Genomic DNA, 19172 nt, shown 5'->3' on the forward strand with positions numbered 1-19172 from the left:
GCCGACGGGGCTGCCGCCGGCCTCGCGCGTGCGCGCCCAGAGCTCGGCGAAGCCCGGCTGGCCGCGCTGTGGCAGCAGCGAGATGTAGGCGAGCCAGTTGATGTCCGTGCCGGCGAGGCGCCCGATCGCCAGCAGGTCCTCCTCCGTCACCGGCTCGCGCGGCAGGCCGAGCAGCCCCGCCTCGGGCGGGCGCGGCCCGTTCAGCAGCGCGTGGTTCAGCCCGCGCAGGAAGGCCTGCACGAAGACGCGCGTCTCGGGCGGCCAGGCGCGGACGATCTCCGGCGCAGCGCGGCCGAAGCCGAGGATGCGCAACGCATGATCCACCTCCACGGCCGGCGGTCCCGCGACCTCCGCGAGCCGGCCCTGCGCGACGAGGCGCATGAGCATGACCTGCGCGCCGCGAAGGTGGCCGTGGACGAGGCCGAGCGCCACCGCGAGGTCCTCGTCGCTCTCGGCGGTGATCCATGGGACCATGTGGTCGTTCCAGCGGATCTCGACCGGGCGCGAGACGGGCGCGCCGGTCGCCGGAAGCTGCGCGAGCCGGCGTTCCACCGTCGCCTCGCGCGGCGAGAGGGCGGCGCAGCCGGGCAGCAGCGTCAGCAGGCCGATCAGGGCGGCGCGCATCCGTCTCCGGCGTGGCATGGACGTCCCCGGCATGCGCGATGAGATGGACCCTGCGGCGCGAACGTCCAGCGGCTCAGTGTCGTCGCATGGCGCGGACCAGCGCGACGACCGGCAGCAGGCCGACGACGACGATGAGCAGCGCGGCGGTTGAGGCCTCCGCGAGGCGCTCGTCGGATGCGAGGTTGTAGACCCGGACCGCGAGCGTATCGAAGTCGAAGGGCCGCACGATGAGCGTCGCCGGCAATTCCTTCATCGTGTCCACGAAGACGAGCACGGCGGCCGTGAGCAGCGCGCCGCGCGCCAGCGGAAGTTCCACTTCCCGCACCGCCCGCCCCGGGCTGCGGCCAAGCACGCGAGCCGCCGAAAAGAGGCTCGGCTTGATGCGGGTCAGCCCGCTTTCGACCGAGGAGAGCCCGACCCCGAGGAAGCGTACGAGATAGGCGAAGACGAGCGCCGCGATGGTGCCCGACAGCAGCAGGCCCGTTGAAACCCCGAAGGTCGCCCGCATCCAGGCGTCGAGCGCATTGTCGAACAGGCCGAAGGGCACCAGCGCGCCGACCGCGATCACCGATCCCGGGATGGCATAGCCCAGCGAGGCGACGCGGTTCGCGGCGGCGCGCACCGGCGATGGATGCAGCCGCTGCGCCCAGGCGAGCAGCGCCGCGAGCAGCACCGCGAGGACCGCCGTGATGGCGGCGAGGGTGAGGCTGTTCCACGCGAAGGGCAGGACCCGGCGCAGCTCGAAGGGGTTGCCCTGCTGCAGCATGAGCGCGAGCAGCGTGCCGGCCGGGATGACGAAGCCAAGCAGGACGGGCCCGGCGCAGGCGGCGATCGCGGCGGCTTCCTTCCAGCCATGCAGCACCACCGGGCGCAGCGGCGGGCTGCGCGTGGTGGTGGGGTGGAAACGGCGCCCGCCGCGCGAGAGGCGCTCCAGCAACAGCAGCAGTGCGACCAGGCCCATGAGGCAGGCGGCGAGCTGCGCGGCCGCGGGCCGATCGGCCAGTCCGAACCACGCATCGTAGATGCCGGTGGTGAAGGTCCGCACCGCGAAGTGCTGCACCGTGCCGTAATCGGCCAGCGTCTCCATCAGCGCCAGCGCGATGCCGGCCGCGAGCGCGGGACGCGCCATGGGCAGCGCGACATGGAGGAAGGTGCGCGGCAGGCCGTGGCCGAGGGTCCGGCTCGCCTCCAGCAGGCAGACGCTCTGGTTGAGGAAGGCGCTCCGGCAGAGGAGATAGACGTAGGGGTAGAGCACCGCCGCGAGCATCAGCGCCGCGCCGGGTAGGCTGCGGATCTCGGGGAACCAGTACTCGCCCCAGCGCAGCCCGGTGGCGTCGCGCAGCACCGACTGGACGGGGCCCGCCACGTCCAGCAGCCAGACATAGGCGTAGCCGCAGACATAGGCGGGCATGGCGAGGGGAAGCAGCAGCGCCACCTCCAGCACGCCGCGGCCGCGGAAGGCGCAGGCGGCGACCAGCCAGGCGCTGATCGCGCCCATGCTGGCCGCGAGCAGCCCCACCAGCACCGCGAGCAGCACGGAGTTGGTCAGCAGGTCGGGCAGCACGGTGCGGAGCAGATGCGCCCAGGCGGCGCCGCCCGGAGCCAGCGCCGTCACCAGCACCGAGGCGATCGGGGCGGCGATCAGCGCGGCGACCAGGACGGAGGCCCAGGCCCAGGCCGGCGTCATGCGCCGGCGAACGGCCGGGAGGGACGTTGGCGGCAGCTCGCGCGACCCCGCCTCGGTGACGGACATGGCGGCTGTCTACACGGGCGGGGGCGGCTCGGCCACGGGGCCGCGCCCGGCGATCAGCTGCGGATGCGCGGCGGCGCGACGCTGCCGAGCTCGGTCTCGGCGACGATCTCCGCGGAGTCGGCAAGCGCGGCGGTCAGCGGCAGGCCGAGCGCCCGCGCCTCGCTGCCCATGGCGGCGATATGCGCGCGCAGCCGGTTCGGGTCGGGCGCAGCGGCGCGCCGCACGCGCGTGAGCGCGGAGGACGGATCGGGCAGGTCGAAGACGAAGGTCCGGCTGCCGTCGGGATTCCGGTTCACTAGCGGCGTCTGCTGCATCAGGGCATGCAGGACCTCGAGGTCCGGGACGGTCTCCAGCGTGCCGTCGTTGTCCTGCACGAACAGGGTGATGCGGGCAGCCTGTCTCATCGGTCGAGCGGGCCAGCCGGCGCGATCCCAGCCGCGATCACCTCACCTCCTGTGCGCGCCGGTCGCGGCGCGTCCGATTGCAGAGCCTCCCACACTGTCAACTGGCGTGAGGCTTCACGCAACCCTGTGCAGCGCGGCATCGCCGCGCAGCAGCACCGCGTCCAGGTTGTCCAGCGCCCGGAAACCCATGGCGTCGCGCGTCTCCACCGTGGCGCTCCCGAGATGCGGCAGCAGCACGACGTTCTCCTGCAGGAAGTATCCTTCATGCACCCGCGGCTCGCCGTCATAGACGTCGAGGCCCGCGGCACGGACATGCCCCGACCGAAGCGCTGCAACCAGCGCGGTGTCGTCCACCGAGGTCCCGCGGCCGGTGTTCACTACGATCGCGCCTGGCCTGAGGAGCGCGAGGCGCTCGGCGTTCAACCAGTGGCGCGTCTCCGGCCCGCCCGGCATGTGCATCGACAGCACGTCGAGCGAGCCGAGGAAGGACGCGTCGTCCGCGTGGTAGGTGGCGCCGGCCTCGAGCTCCGGCGGCAGGCGGGTCCGGTTGCGGTAGTGGATCGCCATGCCGAGGCCGCGCGCCATCTTCGCCAGCTCGCGCCCGATGCGGCCGAAGCCGGCGATGCCGAGCGTCTTGCCCTCCAGCGTCACGCCCATGAGCTGGGTTGGCGTCCAGCCGGTCCAGGCGCGCGCGCGCACCATGCGCTCGCCCTCCCCGGCGCGGCGCGCGGCCATCAGCATCAGGGTCAGCGCGATCTCGGCGGTGGCGAAGGAGAGCACGTCCGGCGTGTTCGTCACGACGATGCCGCGCGCCTTCGCGGCAGCGAGGTCGAGATGGTCGGTGCCGACCGAGAAGGTCGCGACGATCCGCACCTTCTCCGGCAGCGCGGCGAAGGTGGCGGCGCCGAAGGCGTCGCCGGCCGCGCAGAGGATGCCGTCCGCTCCTGCCTCCGCCGCGCGGCGGGCGATCTCGGCCGGATCGCGCGACCAGGCTGCGTCGTCCGGGTTGAGACGCGCGTCGTAATCGCGCGCGGCACGCGCCTCGACCGCCGGGGGCAGCTTGCGGGTCAGCAGCAGGACGGGCTTCGGCACGTCGCATCTCTCCTTGGCGTGCAGGGCAATAGCAAAGCCGGCGAGCCTTGCCAGCGGGGCGGCCGGGGGGCAGCTTCGCCCCCCTGTCCGCCGGAAGAGGGAGTGGAACGATGGACCTCGGCATCGCCGGGAAGCGCGCGCTGGTCATGGGGGCCTCCAAGGGCCTGGGGCGCTCGATCGCGGATGCGCTGGCCGCCGAGGGCGTGGCGCTGGTGGTGAGCGGCCGCGACCAGGCGAGCCTGGACCAGGTGGCGGCGGAGCTGAAGGCGCTCGGTGCGCCGGCGGCCTTCGGCGTGCCGGCCGACATCGCCTCCGCCGCCGATGTGGACCGGCTGGCCGACGAGGCGGTGCGGCTGCTGGGGGGCGTGGACATCCTGGTGCTCAACCACGGTGGGCCGCCGCCCTGCGGGCCGCTGGAGGTGACGCAGGAGCAGCTGGTGGAGTGGTTCCCGCGCATCGTGCAGCACCCGATCCGCATCGCGACGAAGCTGATCCCGGGGATGCGGTCGCGGAAATACGGCCGCGTGCTGACCGTCGGCTCGACGGGCATGGAGCAGCCGATCCCGAACCTGGCGCTGTCCAACATCCTGCGCGGCGCGATGGTGGGCTGGAACAAGTCGGTCGCGCTGGAAGTTGCGGGCGACAACGTGACCTGCAACATCCTCGCCCCCGGCGCCATCATGACCGGGCGGCTGCGCGAGACGCAGGCGGGTGCCGCCAAGGTGCGCGGTGTGGAGGTGGACCAGGTGATCGCGGAGCGCGCCAAGACCATCCCCGCGCAACGCATCGGCAAGCCGGAGGAGTTCGGCCCGCTTGCCGCCTTCCTCTGCTCCGACAAGGGCGCCTACATCACCGGGAACATCCTGCGCATCGACGGGGGCATGGTGCGCAGCATCTGAGGAGGCTGCGATGCTGCCCAATCTCACCGCCGACACCGCGCTGGCGGAGCGGCTGTTCGAGGAGCTGCGCGCGGCGACGCATGACGGCGTCGGCATCACGCGCGAGGCCTATGGCCCGGGCGAGGCGAAGGCGCATGCGATGGTGCGCGAAGCTGCCGACCAGGCGGGGCTCGAGACGCGGGTGGACCCAGTCGGCAATCTTCTGATGACGCTGCCGGGCAGCGACCGGGGCGCGAAGCGCGTGCTGCTCGGCAGCCATCTCGACAGCGTGAAGTCGGGCGGCAATTACGACGGCGCTGCGGGCGTGCTGGCGGGGCTCGCGACCATCGCGGGCATGAAGCGCGCCGGCTTCGTGCCGGGTCGCGACGTGACGGTGGTGGCGGTGCGGGCGGAGGAGGCGGGGGCCTGGTTCCCGACCAGCTATCCGGGCAGCCGCGGTGCGCTCGGCCTGCTGAAGCCGGCGGAGCTTGCGATCAAGCGCATGGACAGCGGCCGGACGCTGGCCGAGCACATGCGCGAGGAGGGGTTCGATCCCGGCTTCGTGGAGCGCGGCGGGCGGACCTTCTCGGTCGAGGACACGGCAGCCTTCCTGGAACTGCACATCGAGCAGGGGCCGGTGCTGGATGCGGAGGGCGTGCCGGTCGGCATCGTGACCGGCATCCCCGGCAGCCGGCGCCTGCGCAACGCGCGCGTGATCGGCGAGACCAACCATTCCGGCGCGACGCCGCGCAAGTACCGCCGCGACGCCGCGATCGCGCTGGCCGAGCTTGCGCATGGCGTGGACGACCGCTGGGCCGAGCTGGAGGCCGACGGCCATGCGCTGGTCTGCACCTTCTGCGTGCTCGCCACGACGGCCGATGCGGGCTTCACGCGCATCGCGGGCGAGGCGGAATTCCAGCTCGACGTGCGCAGCGTCAACCCGCACAGCGTCGATGCGCTGATGGAGACGCTCTACGACCTGGTGCCGGAGATCGAGGCGCGCCGCGGCGTGCGCTTCGATCTGGGGCAGGAGACGTCGAGCCGCGCGGCGCCGATGGACGCCGAGGTGCAGGCCGGGCTCAGGCGCGCGGCGGGGGCGCTCGGCATCCCGTTCAAGGTGATGGCGAGCGGCGGCGGGCATGACGCGGCGGCCTTCGTGCAGGCGGGCATCCCGGCCGGGATGATCTTCGTCCGCAACCAGAACGGCAGCCACAATCCGAACGAGGCGATGCGGATGGAGGACTTTGCCAAGGCCTGCGCGGTGGTGCAGCGCTGGGCGGCGGAGATGGCGCAGTGAGCGCGCGGCTTGCGGTCGCGCCGGAGGCGCGCCTTGCGGTGGACATCGGCGGCACCTTCACAGACCTCGCCGTCGAGCGGGGAGGCGAGCGGTGGACGGCGAAGGTCCTCACCACGCCGTCCGCGCCCGAGCAGGGTGTGCTGGAGGGCGTGCGCGTCGTGCTCGGCCGCGCTGGACTGCAGCCGGCCGAGGTGTCGCTCGTCATCCACGGCACGACGCTCGCGACCAACGCGATCATCGAGCGCAAGGGCGCGCGCACCGCGCTGCTGACCACGGACGGGTTCCGCGACGTCATCGCGCTCGGCAACGAGTCTCGCTACGACCAGTACGACCTGAACATCGAGCTGCCGCAGCCGCTGGTGCCGCGGCGCTGGCGCGTGACGGTGCCGGAGCGGCTCGATAACGAGGGCCATGTCCTGCGCCCGCTGGACGAGGAGGCGGTGCGCCGCCAGCTCGCCTTCCTGCGCGACGAAGGCATCGAGAGCCTTGCGATCGGCTTCCTGCACAGCTTCGTCAATCCGGCGCATGAGAAGCGCGCGGCGGCGATCGTGCGGCAGCTCTGGCCCGACCTGCCGGTGTCCCTGTCGTCGGAGGTCTCGCCCGAGATGCGCGAATGGGAGCGCTTCTCGACCACCGTCGCCAATGCCTATGTCCAGCCGAAGATGGCGAGCTACCTGCACCGGCTCGAGGACGGGCTGCGCGCCGCCGGGCTGACCTGCCCGCTGTTCCTGATGCTGTCGGGCGGCGGGCTGACCACGCTCGACACCGCGGCGCGCTTCCCGATCCGGCTGGTGGAATCCGGGCCGGCGGGCGGCGCGATCTTCGCAGCCCATGTCGCGCGGCAGAAAGGCTGGGGGCAGGTCCTGTCCTTCGACATGGGCGGCACCACCGCGAAGGTCTGCCTGGTGGACGACTTCGCCCCGCAGGCGGCGCGGACCTTCGAGGTCGCACGCGTCGGGCGGTTCAAGAAGGGTTCCGGGCTGCCGCTGCGCATCCCGGTGATCGAGATGGTGGAGATCGGCGCCGGCGGTGGTTCCATCGCGCATCTCGACAGCATGGGCCGCATCCAGGTGGGGCCGGAAAGCGCGGGCGCTGATCCGGGGCCGGCCTGCTACGGTCGTGGCGGCACGCAGCCCGCCGTGACGGATGCCAACCTGCTGCTCGGGCGCTACGAGCCGGAGCTCTTCGCGGGCGGCGCGCTGAAGCTGGACCTCGGCGCCGCGAAGGGCGCGATGACGGCGCATGTCGGCGATCGGCTGGGCCTGTCGCCGGAGATGGCTGCGCTCGGCGTGGTCGAGATGGTGGACGAGAACATGGCGAATGCCGCGCGCGTCCACGCCATCGAATCCGGCAAGGGCTATGAGGGCCGCGCGATCATCGCCTTCGGCGGCGGCGGGCCGGTGCATGGCTATCGCGTCGCCGAGAAGATCGGCGTGACGCGACTTCTCGTTCCATCCGGGGCCGGGGTCGGTTCGGCCATCGGCTTTCTGCGTGCGCCGGTCGCCTATGAGGTCGTGAAGTCGCTCTACCAGCGCTTCGCCAGCTTCGACCTGCAGGCGGTCAATGCGCTGCTGGCGTCGATGTCGGCCGAGGCGTCCGAGGTGGTCGCGCACGGCTCCTTCGGCGCGCCGGCCGAGGAGCATCGGCTGGCCTTCATGCGCTATGTCGGCCAGGGGCACGAGATCGCGGTGCCGCTGCCGGCGCGCGAACTGACGGTGGCCGACGTGGCCGCGATCCGCGCCGCCTACGACGCCGAGTACACGCGCTTCTACGACCGGCCTGTGCCGGGCAGCGACGTGGAGATCCTCTCCTTCGCCGTCACCGTCTCGACGATCGTGGAGAAGGTGAAGCCGGTCGCACCTGTGCATGACGCGCCCGCGCCGCAGCGCGTCCGGACCCAGGCGGTGCGCGACACGGCGACGGGCGAGGTCGCGGATTGGGCGGTCTATGACCGCGACGCGATGGCGCCCGGCGCCGAGGTCGCCGGCCCCTGCATCGTGGCGGAGGCGGAAACCTCGACGCTGGTCGGGCCGGGCTGGCGCTGCCGGATGGACGGGTTGGGGTATCTCGAACTGACGCGGGGGTCGCACTGATGGCTGCGAACGAGGCCCTCGCGAAGATCCAGCGCCAGATCCAGTGGAACCGCCTGATCGCGGTCGTCGAGGAGCAGGCGCAGATCATGATCCGCACCGCCTTCAGCACCACGGTGCGCGAGGCGGGCGACCTCTCGGCCGGCATCTTCGACCTGAAGGGTCGCATGCTGGCCCAGGCCGTCACCGGCACGCCGGGCCACGTCAACTCCATGATGGAGAGCGTCGGCCACTTCCTCGCGAAGTTCCCTGCCGAGACGATGAAGCCGGGCGACCATTACATCACCAACGATCCCTGGCTCGGCACCGGCCACCTGCACGACCTCACCGTCGTCACGCCGGCCTTCCGCAACGGGCAGATCGTCGGGCTCTTCGCCAACACAGCGCATGTGATCGATGTCGGCGGCCTCGGCATGGGGCCGGAGGGACGGAGCGTCTTCGAGGAGGGGCTCTACATCCCGATCGTGAAGTGCTTCGACCAGGGGCGCCCGAACGAGACCTTCTTCGACTTCATCCGCGCCGGATCGCGCACGCCGGTGGAGCTGGAAGGCGACGTCTACTCGCTCTGCGCCTGCAACGACGCCGGCGCCAAGCGGCTTGTCGAGATGATGGACGAATACGCGATGGACGGGCTCGATGAGCTCGCCGCCTACATCTTCGACAGCTCGCTCAAGGCCACGCTGGACGAGATCGCGAAGATCCCGCGCGGCACCTATCGTGGCGAGATCCGCTCCGACGGCTACGAGGCGCCGGTCACGCTGAAGGCGGCGATGATCGTGCGCGAGAACGAGATCGTCGTGGACTATGCCGGCACCTCGGGCCTTTCGAGCCGCGGCATCAACGTCCCCGCCGCCTATTGCCGCGCCTATTCCTGCTTCGGGATCAAATGCGTCGTGGCGCCGGAGATCCCGAACAACTGGGCCTCGCTCGCGCCCTTCCGGATGGAGATCCCGGAGGGCTGCATCCTCAACGCGCCGCGCCCCTATCCGGTCAGCGTGCGCCACGTGATCGGCCAGCTGCTGCCCGACCTGATGATGGGCTGCCTGCACCAGGCGGTGCCGGACCGGGTGAACGCCGAGGGGTCCTCGGCGCTCTGGAACCCGCCGCTCCGCGGCGGCGCGCAGGTCAGCGGCGCCGCGGCCGAGCTGCCGGATTTCGAAATCATCACCTTCAATTCCGGCGGCACCGGCGCGCGGCCGACCAAGGATGGCCTCGACGGCACCGCCTTCCCCTCCGGCGTGCGGACGATGCCGGTGGAGGCGACGGAGAACGTCGCGCCGGTGATCTTCTGGCGCAACGAGATCCGGGCGGATTCCGCAGGCCCCGGCCGCACCCGCGGCGGCTTCGGCAAGGTGATGGAGATCGGCGCCAAGGGCGATGCGGAGTTCGCGGTGAACGCGACCTTCGACCGCGTCGCGAACCCGCCCAAGGGCCGCGAGGGCGGGGGCGAGGGCGCGCCCGGCTGGGTCGGCCTCGACGACGGCACCCTGCTCCGCACCAAGGGCTACCAGGTGATCCCGAAGGGACGGCGGCTGGTGCTGAAGCTGGCCGGCGGCGGCGGCATGGGCGATCCCCGTGCGCGGGCTCGGGACAAGGTGGCGCGCGACGTGGCGGATGGTCTGGTAAGCGAGGAGCAAGCACAATTACAGTACGGACACATCGCCAACGTGCTGTGATGAGGTGAGTGGATGCAGCCCCCTGAGCTTGACTACGCACACCTCACGGTGACGCTTAAGCCCTATGTGGCAAAGGGGCTTCCAGAGTCCGCCGCATTCCTGAATTGGTTTCTGGAACACATCTATCGGCTTGATGACGTCGATGCGCGGGACGCCATATGCGACTCGAGCAACGACAAAGGGATCGATGGAGTATACGTCGATGAATATGCGGAAGAGATAATACTCTTTCAGACTAAAATTCGTCAAAATTCGGCCGCCACTTTAGGCGATACCGCGCTCAAGGAGTTCCTTGGATCCATCACCCAGTTCGAGACGGCCGAGAAAGTAGACGCCATATTGCAGAGCGCAGCAAATGCGGAGCTGAAGAAGATTATCGTTGGCAAGAATCTCTCTGCGTTGGTACGCAAGGGGTATGCCGTCAAAGGTAACTTCATCTGCAACCACGACCCAGACCACAATGCTCGTGAATTTTTGCAGAACGAGAAGAGAATTGATTTGTTCGATCGACGGCGAATTTGCGACGAATATATTGATCTGAGCCTGCCCGACGGGGTCAAGCAGAGCTTCTCATTTTCTTGCGGCGACGCGCCGCTAATTCACCAAGTTTCAGATCTTGCTATCCTTTACATGTTTCCTGCGGCAGCGACTGAGCTGGTCGCTCTGCCGGGTATATCAGATGGTAATTTGTTTGCCCAAAATGTTCGCCTTAGTCTCGGCAACACTGAAGTGAACAAGGCCATTGCAAAGACACTGCAAGATAAGTCGCAGCACAGAAAGTTTCCGCTCTTTCATAACGGCGTTACATTGCTCTGTGATAAAGCCTCCCTTTCCGACGGTAAGGTGAGCGTGGAAAATTTTGTGGTTGTGAACGGCGCTCAAAGTCTTACTGCACTTCATCAGAGCAAGAGTCAGATCACGTCTGATTTACGCATTCTTCTGAGAATTATTCAGGTCAGCGGGAACCAGGAACTCGCGAGGCAGATTACTCTCATAAGCAATAACCAGAACGCGATTAAGCCAAGAGATCTACGCTCTAATCATCAGCTTCAGATTCGACTGAAATCAGAATTCGACACTCTGAAATACGATAATTACGTGCTTGAGATCAAGCGCGGCGAGCAAAACCCAGGCAAGCGTGTCCTTAGCAACGAAGAAGCGGGGCGCCTTTTGTTGGCATTTGATCTCGCCGAGCCGTGGTCGTGCCATCAGTTATACAAATTGTTCGACGACTTATATACGAGAATATTTGGTCGTCCGGAAGCAACAGCTCGTCGTATTATCTTGATGGATCAGATAATGGGGATCATTCAGCATGAAATGAATAACATCGAAAATAAACCGTTCGCTTCATATACCCTGACAAGGTTCTTCATTTTGGATGTCGTTGCTCAGATACTGCGGCGAGATAAGGTGGCGAGTGAGTTCCTGGCGGATCCGTCGCCGCTACTAGCCGATACGACAGCGATGGACCGCTTCAAGGGCGCTATCTCCAATATCCTAAGCGGGATCATCCAGGATCTCAATTACGAGGTCCGTTCTGCAGGAGAGATGTTTGACTATAAGAGCATGCTCAAGAGCCAGAAGGAAAGCCGCGATTTGGCATCAAAGCTAATCGCCACGTTTAGTCGTGATGTTGCACGAAAGAAAGCAGAAACCTTTTCCCAGCTTTGGTCTCAGGACGACCACTCCTGATTTGAGATCAGCTTTGGCTCAGCGACGCATGGAGCGACTGTCGCGCGCTCCCCGGCGGGATTTCCGCGTGATTATTCGTCCGGCCCGCCCTTCGTTTCATCCATGACGCCGGGCGGGTCCGGGTAGAGGGCTGACGGGACCTTGGCCCTCGGGTTCCAGGTGACCCCGCCGCGCTGGACCTTGTCCGCGGTGCTCGCGCTCGCGGGATCGGCGCTGCTCATGCGCTCGCTCACGCCGATAGGCGCCTGACCATCGCGGCACGGCAGACCGGGCTTTTCGCTCATGTCCGCCAAAGTGGGGCCAGCCCGCCGGCTCCCTTCCGCACCCGCGCACCGCTTGCCATGATCCCGGCGGAGACGCCCGGAACACGACCATGGCCCTGCGCTGCGACCTCATCATCCGCGATGCCACGATCTTCGACGGCACCGGCGGCCCGCGGCGTGTCGGCGATGTCGGCGTGACCGGCGAGCGCATCGTCGGCGTCGGCGACCTCGGTGGCGCCAGCGCCGACCGCGAGATCGTCGCGACCGGCAAGGCCATCGCGCCCGGCTTCATCGACGCCCACACCCATGACGACCGCGCCGTGCTGCTCGGGCCGGAGGGGACGCTCTGCAAGACGAGCCAGGGTGTCACCACCGTCGTCTGCGGCTGCTGCGGCGTGTCGCTGGCGCCCGCCCGCTTCAAGGCGCCGCCCCCGCCGCCGCTCGACCTGGTCGGCGCCGAGGGCTGGTGGCGCTTCGGCGACTTCGGCGACTACGCCCACGAGATCAACTCGAAGGGTTCCGAGGTCAACGTCTACGCCCTGGTGGGCAACCAGACGCTCCGCGTCGAGGCGATGAACGGCGACGTCTATCGCCCGGCCACCGACAAGGAGATCCACCACATGCATGCCCGCGTGAAGCAGGCGATGGCGGAAGGCGCCTCGGGCTTCTCCACCGGGCTCTACTACAAGCCCAACATGCATGCGACGACCGACGAGGTGGTCGCGATCACCGAGGCGCTGAAGCCCTTCGACGGGCTCTACTCCACGCACATGCGCGACGAGGCGAACCACATCCTCGCCGCCATCGAGGAGACGATGGAGATCGGCAAGCGCGCCGGCGTGCAGGTGCAGATCAGCCACCACAAATGCTCCATGCCGGAGAATTACGGCCGCTCGATCCAGACCCTGCCGCTGCTCGAAGCCTATGCGCGCACGCAGCAGCTTGCCTACGACGTCTATCCCTATCCGGCCGGCTCCACAGTGCTGATGCCGGATCGGCTGCGCGACGACGTGAAGGTGATGATCACCTGGTCCATCCCGCATCCGGAGATGGCGGGCCGCTACCTCGACGAGATCGCGCGCGGCTGGAACACCGACATCCGCATGGCGGCGGAGCGCCTGCTGCCCGCCGGCCAGATCACCTTCCAGATGGACGAGGACGATGTGCAGCGGATCATGGCGCATCCGATGTCCATGATCGGCTCCGACGGCATCCCGCACGACGCGCATCCGCATCCGCGTCTCTGGGGCACCTTCCCGCGCGTGCTCGGTCACTACGCGCGTGGCCTCGGCCTCTTCAGCATGGAAACGGCGATCCACAAGATGACCGGCCGCTGCGCCGAGGCCTATGGCATCGTGGACCGCGGCGTGCTGCGCGAGGGCGCCTATGCCGACCTCGTGCTGTTCGACCCCGCGACGGTGATCGACGCCGCCACCTTCGAGGATCCGAAGCAGCCCTCGATCGGCATCGAGGAGGTCTGGGCCAATGGCGTGCCGACCTTCAAGGCAGGGAAGGGGGCCACGGGCGAAAGGCCGGGGCGCCTCGTCACCCGGCATAAGGCTTGATGGGTCAATATTGCTGACCTAGTATCGGGGCATGCCCGACTGGCTGCCCCTGCTCGGCTTCGCGATCGCGGGTTCCGTCACGCCGGGGCCGAACGTTCTCATGGTGGCGGCGGCGTCGGCGAGCCACGGCGTGCGGGCGGTGCTGCCCCACATGCTCGGCATCACCTTCGGCTTCGGCGCGATGCTGCTGCTGGTCGGGCTCGGCCTCGCCGCGCCGCTGGCCGCCAGCCCGACGCTGCATGGCGTGCTGCGCTGGGTGGGCGCGGCCTGGCTGCTATGGCTCGCCTGGAAGATCGCGACCGCGCCGCCGCCCGGCGAGCGTGCGGCGCGCCCGCCGCTCGGCTTCTGGGGCGCGGCGGGCTTCCAGTGGGTCAATCCGAAGGCCTGGATGCTGACCGCGGCCGCCATCCCGGCCTTCACGAGCGAGGCGGCGCCGCTTGCGCCGCAGGTGATCGCCATCGCCGCCGTCTTCGCCGCCGTGTCCATGCCCTGCCTGGTCGTCTGGGCCGGGATCGGCGCCGGGACCGGACGGCTGCTGAAGAGCCCGGTCGCGCTCCGCCGCTTCAACATCGCCATGGGCGTGCTGCTGGCGCTCAGCGTCCTGCCGCTGCTGCGCTAAAGCGGGGCGCTACTCGCCCATGAACGGATAGAAGCAGATCGCCTGGCGCACCTGCTCTACACCGGCCTGTCCCAGCGCGTTCATGGCGGCGAGCGGCGCGATGGCCAGGACGACGATGCTGGCGGCGATGGCGAGGATGCGGGCCATGGAGGCCTCCTGCGCGGTGCCCGGCCGCCGCAGCCTAGACCCGCGTACAGGCAACGATCCGGGCCTCCCCGGTTGTTGATTCGGCCCCACCCGGCGATGGACAGCCGCAGCCCCCCAGCCTAATCGCAGGCGCCGAGGAGATGCCGCCATGGACCAGCACGCGCCCGCCCAGGCCGACCCGCATGCCGAGATCCGCGTCGAGGTGCGCAAGCTCTGCGCGAAGTTCCCCGGCGAGTACTGGCGCGAGCTCGACGCCCGCCGCGGCTACCCGACCGAATTCGTCAACGCGCTGACCGAGGCCGGCTGGCTCGCCGCGCTCATCCCCGAGGAATACGGCGGCGCCGGCCTGCCGCTGTCGGGTGCGGCAGCGATCCTCGAGGAGATCCAGGCCTCGGGCTGCAACGGCGCGGCCTGCCACGCGCAGATGTACATCATGGGCACGATCCTGCGGCACGGCAGCGCGGCGCAGAAGGCGCGCTACCTGCCGAAGATCGCCGCGGGCGAGCTGCGCCTGCAGGCCTTCGGCGTGACCGAGCCCACCAGCGGCACCGACACCACCAGCCTCCGCACGACCGCCCGGCGCGAGGGCGAGAAGTACATCGTCAACGGCCAGAAGATCTGGACCAGCCGGGCGGAGCATTCCGACCTGATGCTGCTGCTCGCGCGCACCACCCCGCGCGACCAGGTCGCGAAGAAGACCGAGGGCCTCTCCACCTTCATCGTCGACATGCGCGAGGCGCTGGGGAAGGGCCTTACCATCCGCCCGATCCGCACGATGATGAACCACAATTCCTGCGAGGTCTTCTTCGACAACATGGAAGTGCCGGCGGAGAACCTCGTCGGCGTCGAGGGCAAGGGTTTCCGCTACATCCTCGACGGGATGAACGCGGAGCGCCTGCTGATCGCGGCGGAGTGCATCGGCGACGCCAAGTGGTTCATCGAGAAGGCGCGGAACTACGCGAAGGAGCGCGTGCTGTTCGGCCGCCCGATCGGCGCGAACCAGGGCGTGCAGTTCCCGATCGCGCGCGCCTACGCCCAGATGCGCGCCGCAGAGGCCATCGTGAAGGAAGGCCTGGCGAAGTTCGAGCGCGGCGAGCCCTGCGGCGAGGAAGCCAACATGGGCAAGATGCTCGCCGCCGAGGCGTCCTGGGCCGCAGGCGAGGCCTGCGTGAACACCCATGGCGGCTTCGGCTTCGCCGAGGAATACGACATCGAGCGCAAGTTCCGCGAGACGCGGCTGTATCAGGTCGCGCCGATCAGCACGAACCTGATCCTCAGCTACATCGGCGAGCACGTGCTCGGCATGCCGCGGAGCTACTGAGCCTCCAGCGCGCGGCGGTGGCGGATGAAGTCGGGCCCACAGGAGAGCTTCCGCGCCAGCGGCGAGTCCGGCGCGATCACGCGCCAGAAGGGCGCGGGATCGGCGTCCAGCCGCTCCAGCGCGCGCTCCGCCACGATGCGCAGGAAGATGGCCGTCGAGGTCGGGCAGGTTGCGCTCGCGCCATTCTCCCGCGCGAGTTCGGCGCGCAGCGCCACCGGGTCCACCGTGCGGCCGGGCGGAATGGCGCGGATGCGCCGGTCCAGCAGGGCCGGTGACGCGATGAACAGCTTCTCCCCCGCACCCACGCCTGCGAATGGCTTCGCGAGCACCGTCACATGCGGCGGCTTGGCGCTGCGATACTTGTCATCCCAACTCTTCGGCATGGGGGTCTCCCGGCAGGGTTGCTGCCGGCATCGCCGATCCGCGCCACGGCGGCAAGGGAGGCGGTCTTGACCGATCTTGCGCAATCGCGCCCGCTCGCGGGCCTGCTGGTCGTCGCGCTGGAGCAGGCGGTCGCGGCCCCCACCTGCACCCAGAAGCTGGCCGATGCCGGCGCACGGGTGATCAAGGTGGAGCGGCCGGAGGGCGACTTCGCGCGCGGCTACGACACGGCCGCCAAGGGGCAGTCGAGCTACTTCGTCTGGCTGAACCGCGGCAAGGAGAGCATCGCGCTCGACATCAAGAACCCTGACGACAAGGCGCTGCTCGCGCGCATGATCGCACGCGCCGATGTCTTCGTGCAGAACCTCGCCCCCGGCGCGCTGGCGCGGGCGGGCTTCGGCTCTGCCGAGCTTCGCGCGAAGCATTCGCGACTGATCACGGTCGACATCTCCGGCTACGGCGAGGCGGGCGACTATGCGGGGATGAAGGCCTATGACCTGCTCGTGCAGGCCGAGAGCGGGCTCGCTTCCATCACCGGCCATCCAGCGGGGCCGGGGCGCGTCGGCGTCTCCGTCGTGGACATCGCCACGGGCATGAACGCGCATGCCGCCGTGCTGGAGGCGCTGATCGCGCGCGGCATCACCGGGCGTGGGACCGGTATCGCCGTGAGCCTGTTCGACGCCATGGCGGATTGGATGAACGTGCCGCTGCTGTTCTACGAGGGCACCGGCCGGGCGCCGCAGCGCGTCGGCCTCGCGCATCCCTCCATCTGCCCCTACGGCGCCTTCGCCTGCGCCGATGGCGCGCTGGTGCTGGTCTCGATCCAGAACGAGCGCGAATGGGCGGCCTTCTGCGCCGGCGTGCTCGGCGATCCGAGCCTGGCCTCGCGCGAGGGCTGGCGCAGCAACACCGAGCGGGTGGCGAACCGCGCGGCGGTGGATGCCCATGTCGCCCGCGCCTTCGCAGGCTGGACCCGGGCGGAGGCGGCCGCGCGGCTCGACGCGGCCGGCACCGCATATGGCTTCGTCAACGGCGTGGCCGAGTTTTCCCGCCACCCGGCGCTGCGTCGGATCGAGGCGGCGACGGCGAATGGCCCGGTTCGCCTGGCGGCGCCGGCGGCGCGATTCGAGGGCGCAGCGCGGCCGGCGGGACATGTTCCTGCTCTCGATGAGCATGGCACGGCGATCCGGGCCGAGTTCGCCGCCATGCAGCACACGCCGACATGACGAGACGTTGCGCGACATCACCACGGAACGGATGTTTGGCAACGCCGGCTGCGATCCGCCCGGACGTCGTCCCGACCCACAGAGACAGGACCAGACCGCCTTGCGCCTGATCGGACTCGCCGGCTGGAGCGGCGCCGGAAAGACCACGCTGATGACCCGGCTGATCCCGGAACTCGCCGGGCGCGGCGTGTCGGTGTCGACGCTCAAGCACGCGCACCACGCCTTTGACATCGACCGGCCCGGCAAGGACAGCTACGAGCATCGCAGCGCGGGGGCGCGCCAGGTGCTGGTCGCGAGTGCCAACCGCTGGGCGCTGATGACGGAACTGCGCGGCGCGCCGGAGCCGCCGCTCTCGGCGCTGCTCCGCAAGCTCGACCCGGTCGACCTGGTGATCGTCGAGGGCTTCAAGCGCGACGCGCATCCGAAGCTCGAGGTGCATCGCGCCGCCAACGGCAAGCCTTGGCTGCACCCGGACGACCCCTTCATCGCCGCCATTGCCGCCGATGTCGCGCCGCCGGCGGGGCGGCTGCCGCACGCCCATCTCGACGACATCGCCGCCATCGCCGGGCTGATCCTGGCCCATGCCCAGCCGTTGGAAAGCTTCCTGGCCCACGGTTAGAGAGCAGGGTAGAGACCGCGCATGGCTCAGCTCAGCGACGATTGCTTCGCCTTTGGCGGCAAGCTGCTCGCGGTGGAGCAGGCCGCCGCGCTGATCGAGGCGCGGGTTCCCGTGCTCGAGGGCGAGGAGCAGGTGGCGCTGCGCGACGCGCCGGGCCGCGTGCTGGCCGAGGATCTGCGCGCACCGGTCGCGCTGCCGCCCTTCTTCAACTCCGCCGTGGATGGCTATGCCTTCCGGCACGCCGATCTTGCGGCCGAGGGCGAGACACGCCTTCTCGTCGTGGGGCGCCTGCAGGCGGGCGCCGTGGGTGCGCCGGTCGCGCCGGGCACGGCGCTGCGCATCTTCACCGGTGCGCCGATGCCCGCGGGCGCCGATACGGTGATGATGCAGGAGGATGCGCGCGAGGAAGCGGGCGCGGTGGTGCTCCCGCCCGGACTGAAGCGTGGCGCGAATTGCCGCCCGGCGGGCGAGGACATGCAGGAAGGCGCGGTTGCGCTCCGCGCCGGGCGCCGCCTGGCCGCGCCAGACATCGGTCTGGCGGCCGCGCTCGGCGTCACGCGGCTCGCGGTGCGGCGGCGCGTGCGGGTCGGCGTCTTCTCGACCGGCGACGAGCTGGCCGAGCCCGGGCGTCCGCTCGGCGCGGCCCAGACCTACGATTCCAACCGCTTCACCCTGATGGCGCTGCTCGCCTCGCTGCCCGTCGAGGTCTCCGACCTCGGCATCCTTCCCGACGACCGCGACGCGACCGCGCAGGCCTTGGCCGGGGCGGCAGGGACGCATGACCTGCTGCTGACCTCGGGCGGCGTCTCCACCGGCGAGGCGGACCATGTGAAGGCGGCGATCGAGGCGGGCGGGGCGCTGGTGTTCTGGCGCCTCGCCGTGAAGCCCGGCCGCCCGGCCGCAATGGGCGTCGTGCGCGGCACGCCGGTGGTCGGCCTGCCGGGCAATCCGGTGGCCGCCGTCGTCACCTTTCTGCACCTCGCGCGGCCCTTGCTGCTGCGGCTGGCCGGCGCCGCGCCGGACCCGCTGCCGCGCTTCGCCGCGACCGCCGACTTCGCCTACCGCAAGAAGGCCGGACGGCGGGAATATGTCCGCGTCGCGCTGGCCTTCGGCGACGACCTGCCGGTGGCGCGGAAGTATCCGCGCGAAGGTGCGGGGCTGCTGACCTCGCTCACCGAATCCGACGCCTTCGCGGAACTCCCGGAGGAGGTGACGCAGGTCGCGCCCGGTGACCGCATCCGCGTGCTCCCCTTCCGCGCGGTGTACTGACGCTCAGTTCAGCTCCAGCACCTTGCTTACCTGCCGCTCGCCCTCGAAGGCGGCGAGCGTCAGGCGGCCCTCCGCAGGGCGCAGCGTGGCCGCGAGCCGCGTGCCGGCGTTGAGCAGCGGCGGCGCCAGCCAGGCGAGCCCGTCGGGCACGTCGCGCAGCACGGCGTCCATCGCGGCCTGGCGCTCGGCGCTCAACCGCCAGCGCGGCGCGCCGGGAAGATCGAGCGAGGCCCAATGGTTCGTCGCGGCGACC

General features: G+C 69.6%; 19 protein-coding genes. 11 read left to right on the forward strand and 8 right to left on the reverse strand.

The features are described 5' to 3' along the window. From L2I40_RS06340 to L2I40_RS06355, 4 genes are all read right to left on the reverse strand, one after another. On the reverse strand, nucleotides 1-624 hold a 624-nt coding region (locus L2I40_RS06340), incomplete at its 3' end, for a penicillin acylase family protein (protein WP_237214032.1). A gap of 73 nt (nucleotides 625-697) precedes the next feature. Continuing rightward, complete coding sequence (locus L2I40_RS06345; RefSeq protein WP_237214033.1) at nucleotides 698-2377, reverse strand: ABC transporter permease; 1680 nt, start codon at nucleotides 2375-2377, stop codon at nucleotides 698-700. Nucleotides 2378-2430: 53 nt separating this feature from the next. Continuing rightward, nucleotides 2431-2781, reverse strand: coding sequence for a hypothetical protein (locus L2I40_RS06350; protein WP_237214034.1), 351 nt, complete (start codon nucleotides 2779-2781; stop codon nucleotides 2431-2433). A gap of 114 nt (nucleotides 2782-2895) precedes the next feature. Next, on the reverse strand, nucleotides 2896-3873 hold the full coding sequence (locus tag L2I40_RS06355) for a 2-hydroxyacid dehydrogenase (RefSeq protein WP_237214035.1): 978 nt from the start codon (nucleotides 3871-3873) through the stop codon (nucleotides 2896-2898). 110 nt (nucleotides 3874-3983) lie between these two features. Between L2I40_RS06355 and L2I40_RS06360 the strand changes: the two genes are divergently transcribed. Genes L2I40_RS06360 through L2I40_RS06380 form a run of 5 tightly spaced genes read left to right on the forward strand, consistent with a single transcriptional unit; the run spans nucleotide 3984 to nucleotide 11509 of the window. Beyond that, nucleotides 3984-4772, forward strand: a complete 789-nt coding sequence (locus tag L2I40_RS06360) for an SDR family oxidoreductase (protein WP_237214036.1) — start codon at nucleotides 3984-3986, stop codon at nucleotides 4770-4772. Between the two features lie 10 nt (nucleotides 4773-4782). After that, nucleotides 4783-6048: a Zn-dependent hydrolase gene (locus tag L2I40_RS06365; protein ID WP_237214037.1), complete on the forward strand. Its 1266-nt coding sequence runs from the start codon at nucleotides 4783-4785 to the stop codon at nucleotides 6046-6048. After that, nucleotides 6045-8141 (forward strand): hydantoinase/oxoprolinase family protein, encoded by a 2097-nt coding sequence (locus L2I40_RS06370; protein ID WP_237214038.1) that lies wholly within the window; start codon nucleotides 6045-6047, stop codon nucleotides 8139-8141. The genes L2I40_RS06365 and L2I40_RS06370 overlap by 4 nt, the downstream gene beginning before the upstream one ends. After that, nucleotides 8141-9814: a hydantoinase B/oxoprolinase family protein gene (locus tag L2I40_RS06375; RefSeq protein WP_237214039.1), complete on the forward strand. Its 1674-nt coding sequence runs from the start codon at nucleotides 8141-8143 to the stop codon at nucleotides 9812-9814. The genes L2I40_RS06370 and L2I40_RS06375 overlap by 1 nt, the downstream gene beginning before the upstream one ends. Before the next feature lie 12 nt (nucleotides 9815-9826). Next, the gene (locus tag L2I40_RS06380) at nucleotides 9827-11509 is read left to right on the forward strand and encodes an AIPR family protein (RefSeq protein ID WP_237214040.1); all 1683 of its coding nucleotides are present in this window, start codon (nucleotides 9827-9829) and stop codon (nucleotides 11507-11509) included. Between the two features lie 71 nt (nucleotides 11510-11580). Here L2I40_RS06380 and L2I40_RS06385 read toward each other — a convergent pair whose 3' ends face one another. Beyond that, complete coding sequence (locus tag L2I40_RS06385) at nucleotides 11581-11793, reverse strand: hypothetical protein (protein ID WP_237214041.1); 213 nt, start codon at nucleotides 11791-11793, stop codon at nucleotides 11581-11583. An 89-nt stretch (nucleotides 11794-11882) separates the two neighbouring features. On the opposite strand from L2I40_RS06385, the gene L2I40_RS06390 reads away from it, so the two are divergent. Both L2I40_RS06390 and L2I40_RS06395 read left to right on the forward strand, forming a co-directional pair. Then, nucleotides 11883-13337 carry an N-acyl-D-amino-acid deacylase family protein gene (locus tag L2I40_RS06390; protein ID WP_237214042.1) on the forward strand — a complete coding sequence of 485 codons (1455 nt, stop codon included), beginning with the start codon at nucleotides 11883-11885 and terminating at the stop codon, nucleotides 13335-13337. A gap of 31 nt (nucleotides 13338-13368) precedes the next feature. Next, a complete protein-coding gene (locus L2I40_RS06395; protein ID WP_237214043.1) occupies nucleotides 13369-13956 on the forward strand; it encodes a LysE family translocator in 588 nt (195 codons plus the stop codon). A 9-nt stretch (nucleotides 13957-13965) separates the two neighbouring features. Here L2I40_RS06395 and L2I40_RS06400 read toward each other — a convergent pair whose 3' ends face one another. Continuing rightward, nucleotides 13966-14103, reverse strand: a complete 138-nt coding sequence (locus L2I40_RS06400; protein ID WP_237214044.1) for a hypothetical protein — start codon at nucleotides 14101-14103, stop codon at nucleotides 13966-13968. Nucleotides 14104-14251: 148 nt separating this feature from the next. On the opposite strand from L2I40_RS06400, the gene L2I40_RS06405 reads away from it, so the two are divergent. Continuing rightward, nucleotides 14252-15424 carry an acyl-CoA dehydrogenase family protein gene (locus L2I40_RS06405; RefSeq protein ID WP_237214045.1) on the forward strand — a complete coding sequence of 391 codons (1173 nt, stop codon included), beginning with the start codon at nucleotides 14252-14254 and terminating at the stop codon, nucleotides 15422-15424. On the opposite strand, the gene L2I40_RS06410 is transcribed toward L2I40_RS06405, so the two are convergent. Beyond that, on the reverse strand, nucleotides 15418-15807 hold the full coding sequence (locus L2I40_RS06410) for a hypothetical protein (protein ID WP_237214046.1): 390 nt from the start codon (nucleotides 15805-15807) through the stop codon (nucleotides 15418-15420). The two genes, L2I40_RS06405 and L2I40_RS06410, sit on opposite strands and share 7 nt — an antisense overlap. A gap of 66 nt (nucleotides 15808-15873) precedes the next feature. Here L2I40_RS06410 and L2I40_RS06415 point away from each other — a divergent pair, with 66 nt between their 5' ends. The 3 genes from L2I40_RS06415 (at nucleotide 15874) to L2I40_RS06425 (ending at nucleotide 18919) form a co-directional block, all read left to right on the forward strand. Further along, entirely contained in the window at nucleotides 15874-17031 is a 1158-nt protein-coding gene (locus L2I40_RS06415; protein WP_237214047.1) for a CaiB/BaiF CoA transferase family protein, read from the forward strand. A 100-nt stretch (nucleotides 17032-17131) separates the two neighbouring features. Beyond that, entirely contained in the window at nucleotides 17132-17650 is a 519-nt protein-coding gene (mobB, locus tag L2I40_RS06420) for a molybdopterin-guanine dinucleotide biosynthesis protein B (protein WP_237214048.1), read from the forward strand. 21 nt (nucleotides 17651-17671) lie between these two features. Beyond that, on the forward strand, nucleotides 17672-18919 hold the full coding sequence (locus L2I40_RS06425) for a molybdopterin molybdotransferase MoeA (protein ID WP_237214049.1): 1248 nt from the start codon (nucleotides 17672-17674) through the stop codon (nucleotides 18917-18919). Between the two features lie 3 nt (nucleotides 18920-18922). Here the strand turns inward: L2I40_RS06425 and L2I40_RS06430 are convergent. Further along, the coding region (locus L2I40_RS06430; protein WP_237214050.1) for a hypothetical protein at nucleotides 18923-19172 on the reverse strand (250 nt) is incomplete at its 5' end.

Origin of the sequence: Falsiroseomonas oryziterrae, from assembly GCF_021864505.1 — a bacterium.
GTDB lineage: Bacteria > Pseudomonadota > Alphaproteobacteria > Acetobacterales > Acetobacteraceae > Falsiroseomonas > Falsiroseomonas oryziterrae.

What these genes read in the sequence shown, in the direction of transcription:
- L2I40_RS06345 (WP_237214033.1), bottom strand. Translation starts at nt 2,377, where the DNA reads ATGTCCGTCACCGAGGCGGGGTCGCGCGAGCTGCCGCCAACGTCCCTC.
- L2I40_RS06350 (WP_237214034.1), bottom strand. Translation starts at nt 2,781, where the DNA reads ATGAGACAGGCTGCCCGCATCACCCTGTTCGTGCAGGACAACGACGGC.
- L2I40_RS06360 (WP_237214036.1), top strand. Translation starts at nt 3,984, where the DNA reads ATGGACCTCGGCATCGCCGGGAAGCGCGCGCTGGTCATGGGGGCCTCC.
- L2I40_RS06365 (WP_237214037.1), top strand. Translation starts at nt 4,783, where the DNA reads ATGCTGCCCAATCTCACCGCCGACACCGCGCTGGCGGAGCGGCTGTTC.
- L2I40_RS06375 (WP_237214039.1), top strand. Translation starts at nt 8,141, where the DNA reads ATGGCTGCGAACGAGGCCCTCGCGAAGATCCAGCGCCAGATCCAGTGG.
- L2I40_RS06380 (WP_237214040.1), top strand. Translation starts at nt 9,827, where the DNA reads ATGCAGCCCCCTGAGCTTGACTACGCACACCTCACGGTGACGCTTAAG.
- L2I40_RS06385 (WP_237214041.1), bottom strand. Translation starts at nt 11,793, where the DNA reads ATGAGCGAAAAGCCCGGTCTGCCGTGCCGCGATGGTCAGGCGCCTATC.
- L2I40_RS06390 (WP_237214042.1), top strand. Translation starts at nt 11,883, where the DNA reads ATGGCCCTGCGCTGCGACCTCATCATCCGCGATGCCACGATCTTCGAC.
- L2I40_RS06395 (WP_237214043.1), top strand. Translation starts at nt 13,369, where the DNA reads ATGCCCGACTGGCTGCCCCTGCTCGGCTTCGCGATCGCGGGTTCCGTC.
- L2I40_RS06400 (WP_237214044.1), bottom strand. Translation starts at nt 14,103, where the DNA reads ATGGCCCGCATCCTCGCCATCGCCGCCAGCATCGTCGTCCTGGCCATC.
- L2I40_RS06405 (WP_237214045.1), top strand. Translation starts at nt 14,252, where the DNA reads ATGGACCAGCACGCGCCCGCCCAGGCCGACCCGCATGCCGAGATCCGC.
- L2I40_RS06410 (WP_237214046.1), bottom strand. Translation starts at nt 15,807, where the DNA reads ATGCCGAAGAGTTGGGATGACAAGTATCGCAGCGCCAAGCCGCCGCAT.
- L2I40_RS06425 (WP_237214049.1), top strand. Translation starts at nt 17,672, where the DNA reads ATGGCTCAGCTCAGCGACGATTGCTTCGCCTTTGGCGGCAAGCTGCTC.